The 16,381-nt window shown below is 62.9% G+C and carries 10 protein-coding genes; all 10 read left to right on the plus strand.

What is annotated here, in order from left to right; genetic code table 11:
• The first annotated feature begins 112 nt into the window (after nucleotides 1-112).
• Entirely contained in the window at nucleotides 113-1,090 is a 978-nt protein-coding gene (locus tag NKI69_RS14970) for a sugar ABC transporter substrate-binding protein (RefSeq protein ID WP_502898064.1), read from the plus strand.
• Nucleotides 1,091-1,250: 160 nt separating this feature from the next.
• Nucleotides 1,251-2,312, plus strand: a complete 1,062-nt coding sequence (locus tag NKI69_RS14975; RefSeq protein ID WP_127269995.1) for an ABC transporter permease — start codon at nucleotides 1,251-1,253, stop codon at nucleotides 2,310-2,312.
• The gene (locus NKI69_RS14980) at nucleotides 2,288-3,097 is read left to right on the plus strand and encodes an ATP-binding cassette domain-containing protein (RefSeq protein ID WP_352441333.1); all 810 of its coding nucleotides are present in this window, start codon (nucleotides 2,288-2,290) and stop codon (nucleotides 3,095-3,097) included. The genes NKI69_RS14975 and NKI69_RS14980 overlap by 25 nt, the downstream gene beginning before the upstream one ends.
• 235 nt (nucleotides 3,098-3,332) lie before the next feature.
• Nucleotides 3,333-5,801: a glycogen/starch/alpha-glucan phosphorylase gene (locus NKI69_RS14985; RefSeq protein WP_352721803.1), complete on the plus strand. Its 2,469-nt coding sequence runs from the start codon at nucleotides 3,333-3,335 to the stop codon at nucleotides 5,799-5,801.
• Between the two features lie 107 nt (nucleotides 5,802-5,908).
• On the plus strand, nucleotides 5,909-8,122 hold the full coding sequence (gene glgB / locus NKI69_RS14990) for a 1,4-alpha-glucan branching protein GlgB (protein WP_352721804.1): 2,214 nt from the start codon (nucleotides 5,909-5,911) through the stop codon (nucleotides 8,120-8,122).
• Nucleotides 8,123-8,157: 35 nt separating this feature from the next.
• Nucleotides 8,158-9,423, plus strand: a complete 1,266-nt coding sequence (glgC, locus tag NKI69_RS14995; protein WP_023808506.1) for a glucose-1-phosphate adenylyltransferase — start codon at nucleotides 8,158-8,160, stop codon at nucleotides 9,421-9,423.
• 3 nt (nucleotides 9,424-9,426) lie between these two features.
• Nucleotides 9,427-10,872, plus strand: a complete 1,446-nt coding sequence (gene glgA / locus NKI69_RS15000) for a glycogen synthase GlgA (RefSeq protein WP_128302923.1) — start codon at nucleotides 9,427-9,429, stop codon at nucleotides 10,870-10,872.
• A 3-nt stretch (nucleotides 10,873-10,875) separates the two neighbouring features.
• The gene (locus tag NKI69_RS15005; protein WP_128302924.1) at nucleotides 10,876-12,504 is read left to right on the plus strand and encodes an alpha-D-glucose phosphate-specific phosphoglucomutase; all 1,629 of its coding nucleotides are present in this window, start codon (nucleotides 10,876-10,878) and stop codon (nucleotides 12,502-12,504) included.
• 255 nt (nucleotides 12,505-12,759) lie between these two features.
• Nucleotides 12,760-14,763 (plus strand): glycogen debranching protein GlgX, encoded by a 2,004-nt coding sequence (gene glgX / locus NKI69_RS15010; protein ID WP_352721807.1) that lies wholly within the window; start codon nucleotides 12,760-12,762, stop codon nucleotides 14,761-14,763.
• Entirely contained in the window at nucleotides 14,750-16,375 is a 1,626-nt protein-coding gene (gene bglA / locus NKI69_RS15015) for a beta-galactosidase BglA (protein ID WP_352721809.1), read from the plus strand. Before glgX ends, bglA begins: the two co-directional genes overlap by 14 nt.
• Nucleotides 16,376-16,381 lie beyond the last annotated feature (6 nt).

The raw sequence follows: 16,381 nt of genomic DNA on the forward strand, positions 1-16,381 counted from the left end.
CGCGCTGCAGGTGCCGGTTGGCCGGCATCCGGAATGGTTCCACTGGGAGGAAATCGTGACCAATACAAAACTGTTGAAATCGACCGTGTTTGCCGCCGCGGCTCTGGGGCTGATGGCGTTCGCATCGTCCGCATCCGCGGCCGGTGTCGGTGCCTGCCTGATCACCAAGACCGACACCAATCCCTTCTTCGTCAAGATGAAGGAAGGCGCCACCGCGAAGGCCAAGGAACTCGGCGTCGACCTCAAGACCTATGCCGGCAAGATCGACGGCGACAGCGAGAGCCAGGTCGCGGCGATCGAGAGTTGCATCGCCGACGGCGCCAAGGGTATCCTGATCACTGCATCCGACACCAAGGGCATCGTGCCTACCGTGAAGAAGGCGCGCGATGCGGGCCTGCTGGTGATCGCGCTCGACACGCCGCTCGATCCGATCGACGCCGCCGACGCGACCTTTGCGACGGACAATCTCGAAGCCGGCAAGCTGATCGGTGCCTGGGCAGCCGCCACGCTCGGCGACAAGGCCAAGGACGCCAAGATCGGCTTCCTCGACCTGACGCCTTCGCAGCCGACCGTCGACGTGCTTCGCGACCAGGGCTTCATGATGGGCTACGGCATCGACGTGAAGGATCCCAACAAGATCGGCGATGAGGACGATGCGCGCATCGTCGGCCACGACGTCACCAACGGCAATGAAGAGGGCGGCCGCAAGGCGATGGAGAACCTCCTGCAGAAGGACAACACCATCAACGTCATCCACACCATCAACGAGCCTGCTGCTGTCGGCGCCTACCAGGCGCTCAAGGCTGTCGGCCTCGAAAGCCAGGTGCTGATCGTCTCCGTCGACGGCGGCTGCCCCGGCGTGAAGTCGGTGGCCGAAGGTGTCATCGGCGCCACTTCGCAGCAATATCCGCTGCAGATGGCAGCGCTCGGCATCGAGGCGATCGCCGCTTTTGCCAAGGACGGAACCAAGCCGAAGCCGACCGAAGGCAAGAACTTCTTCGACACCGGCGTCAACCTCGTGACCGACAAGCCGGCCACCGGCGTGAAGTCCATCGACACCAAGGAAGGCCTCGCCAAGTGCTGGGGCTGATGCCGGTCTGACAAGGCATCTACGGAACCTGAGCGGTCGGGGCTTGATCCCCGGCCGCTTCGGGTGGACGATGGCTCGCGTGACCGCGAACAATCCCGGCAGCAGACCGGAAAGGCGTGGACTGGCGTCGGCGTTTGGCTGAAGCCTACGGGGAGTAAACATGGCTCAAGCTCAGGAATTCGAGAAGGTTCTCTCGAGCAGCGACACCAGCGTTGCTGCTTTTGACGAGCACAAATCGGCCGTCAAGCGCATCCAGCATTTCCTGCATTCGACGCCGGCCGCGGTGCCGCTGATCGTGCTGGTTCTGGCGATCATCGTCTTCGGCATCACCATCGGAGGGCGGTTCTTTTCGTCCTATACGCTGACGCTTATCCTGCAGCAGATCGCCATCATCGGCATTCTGGGTGCCGCACAGACATTGGTCATCCTGACCGCCGGCATCGACCTGTCGATCGGCGTGATCATGGTGATTTCAGCGGTGATCATGGGCAATTGCGCGGTCAGCTACGGCATGCCGAGCGCGCTCGCCGTGGCGATCGGGCTTGCCGCCGGCGCGGCCTGCGGGCTGCTCAACGGGGTGCTTGTCGCCTACATGAAACTGCCGCCCTTCATCGTGACGCTTGGCACCTGGAACATCGTCATGGCCACGAACTTCATCTATTCGGCCAACGAGACGATCCGCGACACCGACGTCGACACCCAAGCGCCGCTGCTGCATCTCTTTGCCATCAGCTTCAAGGTCGGCACGGCGGTGCTGACGCTCGGCGTCATTGCCACGGTCGTGCTCGTGATGATCCTCTGGTACGTGCTCAATCACACGGCATGGGGCCGCCATGTCTACGCCGTTGGCGATGATCAGGAGGCGGCGAAGCTGTCGGGCATCCAGACCAAGAAGGTGCTGATGACGGTCTACACCCTTGCCGGGCTGATCGCCGCTTTCGCTGCCTGGGTCTCCATCGGCCGCAACGGCTCGATCTCGCCGTCGGCCGCCGTCACCGACTACAATCTCCAGGCGATCACCGCGACGGTGATCGGCGGTATTTCCCTGTTCGGCGGACGCGGCTCGATCCTGGGCACGCTGTTCGGCGCGATGATCGTCGGCGTCGTCTCCATGGGCCTCAACATGCTGGGCGCCGATCCGCAATGGAAGGTGCTGCTCACCGGTGTGCTGATCATCGGCGCCGTGGCAGTCGACCAATGGATCAGAAAGGTTTCGGCATGACCACGACCCAAGAACCCATTCTCACCGCGCGTGGCCTGGTCAAGCGCTACGGCCGCGTCACCGCCCTCGACAACGCCGACTTCGACCTCTACCCCGGCGAAATCCTTGCGGTCATCGGTGACAATGGCGCCGGCAAATCGTCGCTCATCAAGGCGATTTCCGGCGCTGCCGTGCCCGATGAAGGCGAGATCCGGCTTGAAGGAAAACCCGTCTCCTTCAAATCGCCGATGGAGGCCCGCGAAGCCGGCATCGAGACCGTCTACCAGAACCTGGCGCTGTCGCCGGCGCTGTCGATCGCCGACAACATGTTCCTTGGCCGCGAAATCCGTAAACCGGGTTTTCTGGGCGATTGGCTTCGCATGCTCGATCGCCCGGCGATGGAAAAGCGCGCCCGCGACAAGCTTACCGAACTTGGCCTGATGACCATCCAGAACATCAGCCAGGCTGTGGAGACGCTCTCGGGCGGCCAAAGGCAGGGCGTGGCCGTGGCGCGTGCGGCCGCCTTCGGCAGTCGGGTGGTGATCATGGACGAACCGACGGCCGCGCTTGGCGTCAAGGAAAGCCGCCGCGTGCTCGAGTTGATCCTCGACGTCAAGAAGCGCGGCCTGCCGATCGTGCTGATCTCGCACAACATGCCGCATGTCTTCGAAGTGGCCGATCGCATTCACATCCATCGGCTGGGCCGTCGCCTCGCCGTCATCGACCCCAAGCAATATACGATGTCCGATGCCGTCGCCTTCATGACAGGAGCCAAGGCCCCGCCGGAGGCGGCGCTGGCGGCTTGATACATGTCGCCCAAAGTGGCTGGTGCATGGCAACAGCGGCAAGCACGGAACAGGAATTTGAAGCGCGTAGCGCGGGCCGTCTTGACGCGTCACACTTCAGAATTGGCAAATTGCCGCAGGGGGCAAGCCGGATCGAACCTGTTTAAATCGATTGAATGTATGGCGGTATCAGCTAGCATGGGCTGGGAGGAGCGATGAAAGCCGGTATGATCATGGCAACCGCACGAGAGGCATCATGACGAGCGCGATGACATCCGAACCCCTTCCGCCACTGCTCGAAAATCCTGATCCAAAGACACTCGCACGTGAAGTCTTGGTGGCCCTCAAATACAGGGTCGGCAAGGACACCACCGTTGCGACCCAGTACGACTGGCTGACCGCCTCGATCAAGGTCGTGCGCGACCGGATCGTCGATCACTGGATGCAGGCAACGAGAGAGGCTTACGACCAGAAGGAAAAGCGCGTCTATTATCTGTCGCTGGAATTCCTCATCGGCCGCCTGATGCGTGATGCCTTCTCCAATCTGGACCTGATGGACAACATGCGCGAGGCGCTGTCGTCGCTGGGTGTCGACCTCGACTTGATTGCAGCACTCGAGCCCGATGCGGCGCTCGGCAATGGCGGCCTCGGCCGGCTCGCGGCCTGCTTCATGGAAAGCATGGCGACCGTCGACATTCCGGCGCATGGCTACGGCATCCGCTATGCCAATGGCATGTTCCGGCAGGAGATTCACGACGGCTGGCAGGTCGAACTGCCAGAGACCTGGCTTGATCACGGTAACCCGTGGGAGTTCGAACGTCGCGAACGCTCCTTCGAGGTTGGTTTCGGCGGTTCGGTGGAATCGATCACCTCCAAGGATGGGCGCCTCGAACGCCATGTCTGGAAACCGACCGAGCATGTGCTGGCCGTCGCCTATGACACGCCCGTCGTCGGCTGGCGGGCCAACCGCGTCAACACGCTGCGGCTCTGGTCGGGGATGCCGGTCGATCCGATCCTGCTGGACAAATTCAATGCCGGCGACCACATCGGCGCGCTAGCCGAAAGCAACAAGGCCGATGCCTTGTCGCGCGTGCTCTATCCCGCCGATTCCCACAAGGCCGGGCAGGAACTGCGGCTTCGGCAGGAGTATTTCTTCTCCACCGCCTCGCTGCAGGACATCGTGCAGCGCCATCTGAGCCAATATGGCGACCTGAAGTCGCTGCCCGACAAGGCTGCGATCCACTTGAACGACACCCATCCCGCCATCGCCGTGCCGGAGTTGATGCGCCTGTTGATGGACGTCCACGGCATGGACTTCGACCAGGCCTGGGATATCACCCAGCGCACCTTCGGCTACACCAACCACACACTGCTGCCCGAGGCGCTGGAAAGCTGGCCGGTGCCGCTGTTCGAGCGGCTTTTGCCGCGCCACATGCAGATCGTCTATGCCATCAACGCTGAAGTGCTTCTGGAGGCGCGTGCTTCCAACCAGTTCTCGGACGAGCAGATTGGCCGCATCTCGCTGATCCAGGAAAATGGCGACCGCCGGGTGCGCATGGGCAATCTGGCCTTTGTCGGCTCGCATTCCATCAACGGCGTTTCGGCTCTTCACACCGACCTGATGAAGGAGACGGTGTTCGCCGACCTGCACAAGCTCTATCCCGATCGTATCAACAACAAGACCAACGGCATCACGCCGCGGCGCTGGCTGATCCAATGCAATCCCGGACTGACGTCGCTCGCCCGCGAGGCGATCGGCGACCGTTTTCTCGATGACATCGACGCCATCAAGGATCTCGACGGTTTCGCCGGCGATGCCGTCTTTCGCGACAAGTTCGCCGCCGTCAAGCGCGCCAACAAGGCGCGATTGGCCAACCTCGTCGCCGACCGGCTCGGCATCAAGGTCGATCCTTCGGCGCTTTTCGACATCCAGATCAAACGCATCCACGAATACAAGCGCCAGCTTCTGAACATCCTCGAGGCGATCGCCCTCTATGACCAGATCCGCTCGCACCCCGAGCGCGACTGGATGCCGCGCGTGAAATTCTTCGGCGGCAAGGCGGCGCCCAGCTATCACAACGCCAAGCTGATCATCAAACTCGCCAACGACGTCGCCAAGGTCATCAACCGCGACCCGGCCGTGCGCGGTTTGCTGAAGGTCGTGTTCGTGCCGAACTACAATGTCAGCCTTGCCGAGATCATGATGCCGGCTGCCGACCTTTCCGAGCAGATCTCGACCGCCGGCATGGAAGCGTCGGGCACCGGCAACATGAAGTTCGCGCTGAACGGCGCGCTGACCATCGGCACGCTCGACGGTGCCAATGTCGAGATCAAGGAATGCGTCGGTGACGACAACATCTTCATCTTCGGCCTGACCACCGCCGAGGTCGCCGAGCGGCGCAACAACGGCTACGATCCGCGCGCCGTCATCGAAGGATCGCCCGAGCTGGCGCAAGCGGTCGCGGCTGTTTCGTCAGGCGTCTTCTCGCCGGATGATCCGGAGCGTTACCGCGACCTCGTCAACGGTCTCTACAACAGCGACTGGTTCATGGTCGCCGCCGATTTCGATGCCTATGCCACCGCCCAGCGCGAGGTCGATGCGGTCTGGCGCAACAGTCCCGACTGGTACGCCAGGGCAATCCGCAATGTGGCGCGTGTCGGCTGGTTCTCCTCCGATCGCACGATCCGCCAATATGCGAAAGAAATCTGGAACGTGCCTGCCTGATGTGATTGCATGAGGCCGCAAACAATGTGGTCCCGGTGGTGTGAACTTAAAAGTCGGATCACACCACTAGAAACAAACACTCGGTGCCTGGGGAGGGACACTGCCTGATGAAGAAGCCGCGCGCGACCGCTGCGACAAGCGGGCCGGACGGACTGGCGGCAGCCAGCGATGTTGCGGCGATTGTTGCCGGTACGCATGGCGATCCGTTTGCCGTTCTCGGTGTTCAGGAGGCTGGGAAGGGTTTTGTGGCCCGCTGCTTTGTTCCGAATGCCGAATTCGTCACCGCTTATACGCTGACCGGCACCATCGCGGGTGAATTGTCCAGGCGCGACGATGGCGGCTTTTTCGAAGGCAAGCTCTCGATCAAGAAGCGGCAACCGCTTCGCTATCACGCGCGCAATGCCGGCGGCGACTGGTGGCTGACCGATCCCTATTCGTTCGGTCCGGTGCTCGGGCCGATGGACGACTACTACATCGCCGAGGGATCGCATCTCAGGCTGTTCGACAAGCTCGGCGCTCATGTCATCGAGCACGAAGGCGCCACCGGCGTGCATTTCGCCGTCTGGGCTCCCAATGCGCGGCGTGTCTCTGTGGTCGGCGATTTCAACGAATGGGACGGCCGCCGGCACTCGATGCGCGACCGCCGCGACACCGGCATCTGGGAGGTGTTCATTCCCGATATCGGTGCTGGCCGGCCCTACAAATACGAGATCATCGGCCCCGACGGCGTCAGGCTGCCGCTGAAGGCCGATCCGTTCGCCTTCAAATCCGAACTGCGTCCGGCCACCGCTTCGGTCGTTGCTGTGCCGCCGGCGCATGAGTGGGGCGATGAGGCGCATCGCAATTTCTGGCGCAATGCCGATCACCGGCGCGAAGCCATTTCGATCTATGAGGTCCATGCCGGTTCCTGGCAGCTTCGCGACGACGGTACGTTCCTGTCATGGGACGAACTGGCCGACCGGCTCATCCCCTATGTGGTCGAGACCGGCTTCACCCATATCGAATTCATGCCGATCTCTGAACATCCCTATGACCCGTCCTGGGGCTACCAGACGACCGGCCTCTACGCGCCATCGGCCCGCTTTGGCGATCCGGACGGCTTTGCCCGCTTCGTCGACGGCGCCCACCGTGCCGGCGTCGGCGTTATTCTCGACTGGGTGCCGGCGCATTTCCCGGTCGATGAGCACGGCCTGGCCAATTTCGATGGCACCGCGCTCTATGAACATGCCGATCCGCGCAAGGGGTTTCATCCCGACTGGAACACCGCGATCTACAATTTCGGCCGCCGCGAGGTGGTGTCGTTCCTGGTCAACAATGCGTTGTTCTGGGCCGAGAAATACCATGTCGACGGACTTCGCGTCGATGCGGTCGCCTCGATGCTCTACCTCGACTATTCGCGCAAGGCCGGCGAATGGATCCCTAACGAGAAAGGCGGCCGCGAGAACCTTGAGGCGGTCAGCTTCCTGCAGAAGATGAACAAGGAGGTCTACGGCCACCATCCGGGCGTGATGACCATCGCCGAGGAATCGACCTCTTGGCCGAAGGTCTCGGCACCGGTGCATGAAGGCGGGCTGGGCTTCGGCTTCAAGTGGAATATGGGCTTCATGCACGACACGCTGGAGTATTTCTCCAAGGAGCCGATCTTCCGAAAGCACCACCACAACGACCTCACCTTCGGCCTGACCTACGCCTTCTCGGAGAATTTCGTGCTGCCGCTCTCGCATGACGAGGTTGTGCACGGCAAAGGCACGTTGCTTGGCAAGATGGCCGGCGACGATTGGCAGAAGTTTGCGACGCTACGCGCCTACTACGCTTTCATGTGGGGCTATCCCGGCAAGAAGCTGCTTTTCATGGGGCAGGAGTTCGCGCAGCGCCGCGAATGGAGCGAGGCGCGCGCGCTCGACTGGAACCTGCTTGAATTCCGGCCGCATCGCGGCGTCTGGCAGACGGTGCGCGATCTCAACTATCTCTACCGTTCGCGCCCGGCACTGCATGGCCGTGATTGTGAGCCGGAAGGGTTTTCCTGGCTGATCGTCGATGACAGCCAGAATTCGGTTTTTGCCTGGCTGCGCAGTGCACCGGGCGGCAGCCCGGTGGCCGTCATTTCCAATTTCACGCCGGTGCCGCGTGACAATTATCGCGTGCCGTTGCCTACGGCCGGCAAATGGCGCGAAATCATCAACACCGACGCTTCCGAATATGGCGGGTCCGGCAAGGGCAATGGCGGCATGGTCGAGGCACGGGCGGAGGGAGGAAGCATCTCCGCGACGATGCTTTTGCCGCCGCTGTCGACGATCATGCTTGAACTCGTTGCCGACTGAGCCATGTCGATATCGAGTAACTTGGGAGGGTAGAAATGGCAGACTTGAAACGGACCCAGCCGCTGGCGCGCGATGCCATGGCCTATGTATTGGCCGGCGGCCGTGGGAGCCGCCTCAGGGAACTGACCGACCGGCGTGCCAAGCCGGCCGTATATTTCGGCGGCAAGACGCGCATTATCGACTTCGCGCTCTCCAATGCTCTGAATTCCGGCATTCGCCGCCTTGGCGTTGCCACCCAGTACAAGGCGCATTCGCTGATCCGTCATCTGCAGCGCGGCTGGAACTTCCTGCGGCCCGAGCGAAACGAGAGTTTCGACATCCTGCCGGCCAGCCAGCGCGTCTCGGAAACGCAGTGGTATGAAGGCACCGCCGACGCCGTTTATCAGAACATCGACATCATCGAGGCCTACGGGCCCGAATACATGGTGATCTTGGCCGGCGACCACATCTACAAGATGGACTACGAGATGATGCTTCGCCAGCACGTCGACGCCAATGCCGATGTCACCGTCGGCTGCCTCGAAGTGCCGCGCATGGAAGCCACCGGCTTCGGCGTCATGCATGTCGATGCCAAGGACAACATCATCGCCTTTGTCGAAAAACCCGCCGATCCGCCCGGCATTCCCGATAAGCCGGAATTCGCGCTGGCTTCGATGGGCATCTACGTGTTCAAGACCAAATTCCTGATGGAGCAATTGCGCCGCGATGCGGCCGAGCCGGGCTCAAGTCGCGACTTCGGCAAGGACATCATCCCCTATATCGTCCAGCACGGTAAGGCGATAGCGCATCGCTTCGCCAAATCCTGCGTCCGCTCGACCGCCGAGAACGAGGCCTACTGGCGCGACGTCGGAACGGTCGACGCCTATTGGGAAGCCAATATCGACCTGACCGACATCACGCCTGAACTCGACCTCTACGACCGCGACTGGCCGATCTGGACCTATGCCGAATTGAAGCCGCCGGCAAAGTTCGTGCATGACGAGGATGGCCGCCGCGGTTCGGCCGTGTCCTCGCTTGTCTCGGGCGACTGCATCGTCTCCGGTGCGTCGCTCAAAAGAAGCCTGATCTTCACCGGCGCGCGCATCAATTCCTTTTCGACGCTGGAAGAAGTCGTCATGCTGCCCGACGTTCATGTCGGCCGGAACGCAAAGTTGAAGCGCGTGGTCATCGACCATGGTGTTAGGATACCGGAAGGCCTGGTGGTCGGCGAAGATCCCGTCCTCGATGCCAAGCGCTTTCGGGTCTCGGAGAAAGGCATCTGCCTGGTCACCCAGGACATGATCGACAAGTTAGGGCTCTAACGCATGCAGGTTCTGTCGGTCACGCCCGAGATCTTTCCGCTGATCAAGACCGGAGGGCTTGCCGACGTGACCGGCGCGCTGCCCATTGCCTTGGCGGGCAAGGGCGTGACCGTGCGCACGCTCATCCCAGGGTTTCCGACCGTCATGGCCGCCTTCAAGAAGAAGCGGGCGGTTCTGCAATATCCCTTGCTGCAGGGCGGCAAGGCCTCCGTCCATTCAGTCCAACTCGCCGGGCTCGAACTGTTCGTGCTCGATGCGCCGCATCTGTTCGACCGTCCCGGCGGTCCCTACGGCAACGCCACCGGCGTGGACTGGCCAGACAATTGGCGGCGTTTCGCGGCGTTGAGCCAGGTCGGCGGCGACATCGCCGGTGGCGCCATCTCTGGCTACCAACCCGACATCGTCCATGCCCATGACTGGCAGTCGGCGATGACCCTGGCCTATATGCGCTACGGCAAGGCGGTCGGCGTGCCATCGATGATGACTGTCCACAACCTCGCTTTCCAGGGCCAGTTCGGCGCCGCCATCTTTGGCGAACTCGGCCTGCCGGCAGCGGCGATGGCGCTCGACGGCGTCGAATATTATGGCGGTGTCGGCTTCCTCAAGGCCGGCCTGCAGGCCGCCTGGGCGATCACCACGGTCAGTCCGACCTACGCGCAGGAGATCCGCTCGGCGGAATTCGGCATGGGCCTCGACGGCCTCATCAACATGCGCTCCAGCGATCTCTATGGCATAGTCAACGGCATCGACACCGACATCTGGGATCCGGAAACCGACAAGCACCTGGTGTCCACCTATACGGCTAGCACGCTGAAGGCGCGCGCGCCCAACAGGGTTGCCGTGGAAGACCGCTTCAGCCTTGAGCGCGACGACAGCCCGATCGTCTGCGTCGTCAGCCGCCTGACCTGGCAAAAGGGCATGGATACCTTGGCGACAGCGGTCGACGGCATTGTTGCGACCGGCGCGCGCCTGGCCATCCTCGGCTCGGGCGATGCCGGCCTCGAAGGCGCGCTGCTCGCCGCCGCCGCCCGGCATCGCGGCCGCATTGGGGTCGTCGTCGGCTACGACGAGGGGCTGTCGCACATCATGCAAGGCGGCTGCGACGCCATCGTCATTCCCTCGCGCTTCGAACCGTGCGGGCTGACGCAGCTTTACGGCCTGCGCTATGGCTGCGTACCCGTGGTTGCCCGCACCGGCGGCCTTGCCGACACGGTAATCGACGCCAATGAGGCTGCCGTTTCGGCCGGCGTCGCCACCGGCTTCCAGTTCGCGCCCAACAATGGCGGTGCCTTGCTGCACGCCATCCGCCGCCTCGTCGACGCACATGCCAGTCCGGCGGTCTGGGAATCGTTGCAGCGCCAGGGCATGAAGGCCGATGTGTCATGGGACAAGAGCGCGGAAAAATATGTCGAACTCTATCGCTCTCTGCTTTCGAAAAGGGTTGCCTGAAGCATGATACGCACCGTCCCCACCAAGCCTTATTCCGACCAGAAGCCCGGCACGTCGGGCCTGCGCAAGAAGGTGCCTGTCTTTCAGCAGGAGCACTATGCCGAGAATTTCATCCAGTCGATCTTCGACGCGCTCGACGGTTTCAAGGGCAAGACCCTGGTGATCGGCGGCGATGGCCGCTTCTACAACCGCGAGGTCATCCAGAAGGCCATCGCCATGGCAGCCGCCAACGGCTTCGGCAAGGTGATGGTCGGGCAGGGCGGTATCCTGTCGACGCCGGCCGCCTCGCATGTCATCCGCAAATACAAGACCTTTGGCGGCATCATCCTGTCGGCCAGCCACAATCCGGGCGGTCCGCATGAGGATTTCGGCATCAAGTACAATGCCGGCAATGGCGGCCCGGCGCCGGAAAAGCTGACCGACGTGATCTTCGAAAAGACCAGGGCGATTTCGAGCTTCAAGATCGCCGACATCGATCCGATCGACATCGACACAACAGGCACGGTCAAGGCCGCCGGCATGACGGTCGAGATCATCGACCCGGTCGCCGACTATGCCGAACTGATGGAAAGCCTGTTCGATTTCGATGCCTTGCGCAAACTGTTCAAATCCGGCTTCCGCATGCGCTTCGACGCCATGCACGCGGTGACCGGCCCCTACGCCAAGGAGATCCTGGAAAACCGGCTCGGCGCGCCCATCGGCACCTGCCGCAATTTCAAGCCGCTGCCGGATTTCGGCGGCCATCACCCGGACCCGAACCTCGTCCATGCCAAGCACCTCTATGACGAGATGATGGGACCAGACGCGCCGGATTTCGGCGCTGCCTCGGATGGCGACGGCGACCGCAATCTGATCATCGGCAAGGGCATTTTCGTCACCCCGTCGGACTCGGTTGCCATGCTTGCCGCCAACGCCCGCCTGGCGCCCGGCTACAAGGGCGGGCTGAAGGGCATCGCCCGCTCGATGCCGACCAGTGGCGCTGCCGACCGCGTCGCCGAAAAACTCGGCATCGCCCTCTATGAGACGCCGACAGGCTGGAAGTTCTTCGGCAATCTGCTCGACGCCGACATGGCGACGATCTGCGGCGAGGAAAGTGCCGGCACCGGTTCCAACCACGTCCGCGAAAAGGACGGCCTTTGGGCGGTGCTTTTGTGGCTCAACATCCTTGCCGCGCGGGGCGAAAGCTGCAAGCAGATCGTCGCCGAGCACTGGGCGACCTACGGTCGCAACTACTATTCGCGGCATGATTATGAAGAGGTTGAGAGCGACCGCGCCAACGCATTGGTCGACGAACTGCGCGCCAAGCTCGGCGCGTTGCCGGGTGCCAGCGTGCGCGGCATGACAATCGCCAGCGCCGACGACTTTGCCTATCACGATCCGGTCGATGGTTCGACCAGCGAGCATCAGGGCATCAGGGTTCTGTTCGAAGGCGGTTCGCGGGTGGTCTTTCGGCTGTCCGGCACCGGCACGTCAGGCGCGACGCTGCGCGTCTATATCGAGCGCTACGAGTCGGACAAGTCGAGGCACGACCTCGACACCCAGGCCGCCCTTGCCGATCTGATAGCCGCGGCCGATGATATTGCCGGGATTCACAGCCATACCGGCCGCGCCGAGCCAAGTGTGATTACTTGAGGGTGGCGCTGCACGCGCCCATAGCTCTCGCAGAGCGCCAGGTTAGATAATGACGGGCGTATGGCGCTGTACCCCCCTCTGGCCTCCCGGCCATCTCCCCCTCAAGGGGGGAGATCGGCAGTTTCAGCGCCTCGTTCCTCATGCTGCGTTGGCCGTTGGCGAAAGCGATGCGACGGTCCGATCTCCCCCCTTGAGGGGGAGATGCCCGGCAGGGCAGAGGGGGGTGCAGCGCGCTAACCTTGGCGGTATTTTCCAGTGACCCAGCTCGGCGCCACCGTCACCCGCGAAGGCATCCGCTTTGCCGCCTGGTCGCAGGCCGCCCGTCGGCTTTGGGTCTCGATTTTCGACGAGCAGGGCAACCGGGAGATCGAACGGCTCGAACTGCAGCCGGAAGGTGAGGGCGTCCATGCGCTGTTCGTTGCGGGCCTTGGCCAGGGCATCCGCTACGGCTTTCGCGCCGATGGCGACTACGCGCCGGAACGCGGACTGTGGTTCGATCCCGCCAAGCTCCTGACCGATCCTTATGCCGTCGAGATCGACAGGTCCTATGTCTATGACTGGCGGCTGGCCCAGCGCCGGGGCGAGGGCGCTGATACCGCACCGCTGATGCCGAAGGCGATTGCCGCTGCGCTGCCGAAGCCGGTGCAGGCTGCCCCGCCGCTATTCCAGCCGGGCGGCCTTATTTACGAAGTGCCGGTGCGCGCCTTCACCATGCTGCATCCGGACATTCCCGAAGAATTGCGCGGAACAGTCGCCGCACTTGCTCACCCGGCGGTTATCGAGCATCTGAAAAAACTGGGGGTTGGCGCGGTCGAGCTGATGCCGGTGACCGCGTCGATGGACGAGCGACATTTGCCGCCGCTCGGGCTGCGCAATGCCTGGGGCTACAATCCCGTGACTTTCATGGCCCTCGATCCGCGTTTGGCGCCGGGCGGCGTCATGGAGTTGCGAAACACGGTCGCCGTGCTGCGCGAGGCTGGCATCGGCGTCATCCTCGACCTCGTCTTCAACCACACCGGCGAGAGCGACTGGCTTGGCCCGACGTTGTCGCTGCGCGGTCTGGACAACCAGGCCTACTACCGGCACTCATCAGACGGCGGGCTGGCCAACGATACCGGCACCGGCAACACGGTCGCCTGCGACCATCCTGTCGTCCAGGAGATGGTCCTCGACACGCTTCGCCATTTCGTCAGGGATGCCGGCGTCGACGGCTTCCGCTTCGACCTGGCGCCCATTCTGGGCAGGGTTGAAGGAACATTCGATGCCGAGGCGCCGTTGCTGAGAGCGATGCGCGACGACCCGCTGCTGGCCGATCGGGTGTTGATCGCCGAGCCGTGGGACATCGGTTCCGACGGCTATCAGCTCGGTAATTTCCCGCCGCCCTTCCTCGAATGGAACGACAAGTATCGCGACGATGTCAGACGCTTCTGGCGCGGCGACGCCGGCATGGTCGGTGCGCTGGCGACCCGGCTTGCCGGTTCGTCCGATGTGTTCGCAACGAACAGGCAAAATGCCAGTCGGACCGTCAATTTCATCGCCGCCCATGACGGCATGACGCTCGCCGATATCGTGCGCTACGAGCGCAAGCACAACGAAGCCAATGGCGAGCAGAACCGCGACGGCCACAATGAAAACCTGTCCTGGAACAACGGCGTCGAAGGGGATGCGGACGATCCGGCCGTACCAACTGCTCGCCTGAACGATCAGCGCGCGCTGCTCGCCACGCTGTTTGCCTCACGCGGCACCATCATGCTGACCGCGGGCGACGAATTCGGCCGCACCCAGCAGGGCAACAACAACGCCTATGCGCAGGACAACGAGATCACCTGGCTCGTCTGGGCCGGCCGTGACCAGGCGCTGGAGCGCTACACGGCGGAACTCTCGAGGCTGCGCCGGTCGATGCCGGCGCTCTTCGATACAAACTTCCTAACTGGCCAGCCGCAGGCAGGTTCGGGGATGCCAGACGTCGCATGGCTGACCGAGACAGGCGCGCCGCTCAATGAACAGTGCTGGCAGGACCCGCAGCGGTACCGCCTCGTCGTGATCCTGGGTGGCGTCAGCCGCCTTGCCGTCATCATCAACGGCGATCGCCGGGCCTGCATGTTCACCTTGCCTGAGCGAGACGGATTCTTCTGGGCTCCAGCCATCAAAGCGCCGGATGCGGCGGACAGCTCGCGACCGATATCGGGACGGGCGGTGATCTTCATGATCGAACGAGCGCAAGCCGGCACAGGGGAGAAGCGCAATGGCGGCAGGTGACAGGACCGGATGGTGGCGCGGCTGCGTCATCTACCAGGTCTATCCGCGCTCCTTTCAGGACACGACCGGCAACGGCAGCGGCGATCTCGCCGGCATTACGTCGAGGCTCGCTCATGTCGCCTCGCTTGGTGTCGACGCAATCTGGCTGTCGCCTTTCTTCAAGTCGCCGATGGCCGATATGGGCTACGACGTGTCGGATTACTGCGATGTCGATCCGATGTTCGGCACGCTTGAGGACTTCGATGCGCTGGTCGCCGAGGCGCATCGTCTCGGCCTGAAGATCGTCATCGACCAGGTGCTGTCGCATTCGTCCGACAAGCACGACTGGTTTGCCGAAAGCCGCGCCAGCCGCGATAATCCCAAGGCCGACTGGTACATTTGGGCCGATACCAAGCCCGATGGCGGCGCGCCCAACAACTGGCTCTCCGTCTTCGGTGGCCCAGCCTGGGAATGGGATTCGACCCGCCGGCAGTATTACATGCACAATTTCCTTGCCTCGCAGCCCGATCTGAATTTCCACAATCCGGATGTCCAGGACGCGCTTCTCGACACGGTGCGCTTCTGGCTGGAGCGCGGCGTCGACGGTTTTCGGCTCGATACGGTCAATTACTATGTCCACGACCGCTGGCTGCGCAGCAATCCGCCGCTGGCGTCGAGCGTCGCCGGCACCAACGGCGAGACCAACACCTACCTCTACCAGGAGCATCTGTTCGACAAGACGCAGCCGGAAAACCTGGCGTTCCTGCGCCGCTTCAGGGCGCTGCTCGACGAATACGCCGACCGCGCCGCGGTTGGCGAAATCGGCGATGAAGGCCGCTCGCTGCAGACGCTCGCCGCTTACACCTCAGGCGGCGACAAGCTGCATATGTGTTACACCTTCGACCTGCTCGGTCCGCAGTTCTCGGCCGCGCATGTGCGCGGCTGCGTCGAAGCCTTCGAAGCGGCCGTCTCCGACGGCTGGGTCTGTTGGGCGTTCTCCAACCATGATGTGGTGCGCCATGTCAGCCGCTGGACAAGGCCGGACAGCGATCCCGATGCGGTCGCAAGATTCTCGATCATGCTGCTCGCCTGCCTGCGCGGCTCGATCTGCCTCTATGAGGGCGAGGAGTTGGGCCTGGAGGAGGCGGAGCTGGCCTATGAGGATCTGCGCGATCCCGTCGGCATCCGCTTCTGGCCAGGCGTCAAGGGCAGGGATGGGTGTCGCACGCCAATGGTCTGGGAGGCCGGCGCCGACAATGCAGGCTTCTCCACGGCCAGGCCGTGGCTGCCGATACCGGCCAGCCATCGCGCCCGCGCGGTCGACGTCCAGAATGCCGACACGGCCTCGGTGCTGAAGTCCTATCGGACCACGCTGGCCTTGCGCGGGAAGCATGAGGCGCTGGTATCAGGCTCGATCCGCTTTCTCGACGCCGAGGGTGACGTGCTGGCTTTCATCCGCGAGGGCGGCGGCGAAAGACTGCTCTGTGTCTTCAATTTCGGCGGGGGATCGGCCAATTGGCCGTTGCCGGGGGACATCGGAGTGGTTACGGAACTTGACGGCGATGCCTCGCTAACCAGGGAGGTCGAGCTTTTGCTGCCGGGACTTGGATGCTTCCTCGGTAGGCTCGACTGATGCCTC

The organism is Mesorhizobium sp. M0491 (genome assembly GCF_040321265.1).
Lineage (GTDB): Bacteria > Pseudomonadota > Alphaproteobacteria > Rhizobiales > Rhizobiaceae > Mesorhizobium.

Coding starts and splice junctions, on each gene's coding strand:
- NKI69_RS14980 (WP_352441333.1), top strand. CDS start 2,288: ATGGATCAGAAAGGTTTCGGCATGACCACGACCCAAGAACCCATTCTC.
- glgC (WP_023808506.1), top strand. CDS start 8,158: ATGGCAGACTTGAAACGGACCCAGCCGCTGGCGCGCGATGCCATGGCC.
- NKI69_RS14975 (WP_127269995.1), top strand. CDS start 1,251: ATGGCTCAAGCTCAGGAATTCGAGAAGGTTCTCTCGAGCAGCGACACC.
- bglA (WP_352721809.1), top strand. CDS start 14,750: ATGGCGGCAGGTGACAGGACCGGATGGTGGCGCGGCTGCGTCATCTAC.
- NKI69_RS15005 (WP_128302924.1), top strand. CDS start 10,876: ATGATACGCACCGTCCCCACCAAGCCTTATTCCGACCAGAAGCCCGGC.
- NKI69_RS14985 (WP_352721803.1), top strand. CDS start 3,333: ATGACGAGCGCGATGACATCCGAACCCCTTCCGCCACTGCTCGAAAAT.
- NKI69_RS14970 (WP_502898064.1), top strand. CDS start 113: ATGGCGTTCGCATCGTCCGCATCCGCGGCCGGTGTCGGTGCCTGCCTG.
- glgB (WP_352721804.1), top strand. CDS start 5,909: ATGAAGAAGCCGCGCGCGACCGCTGCGACAAGCGGGCCGGACGGACTG.
- glgA (WP_128302923.1), top strand. CDS start 9,427: ATGCAGGTTCTGTCGGTCACGCCCGAGATCTTTCCGCTGATCAAGACC.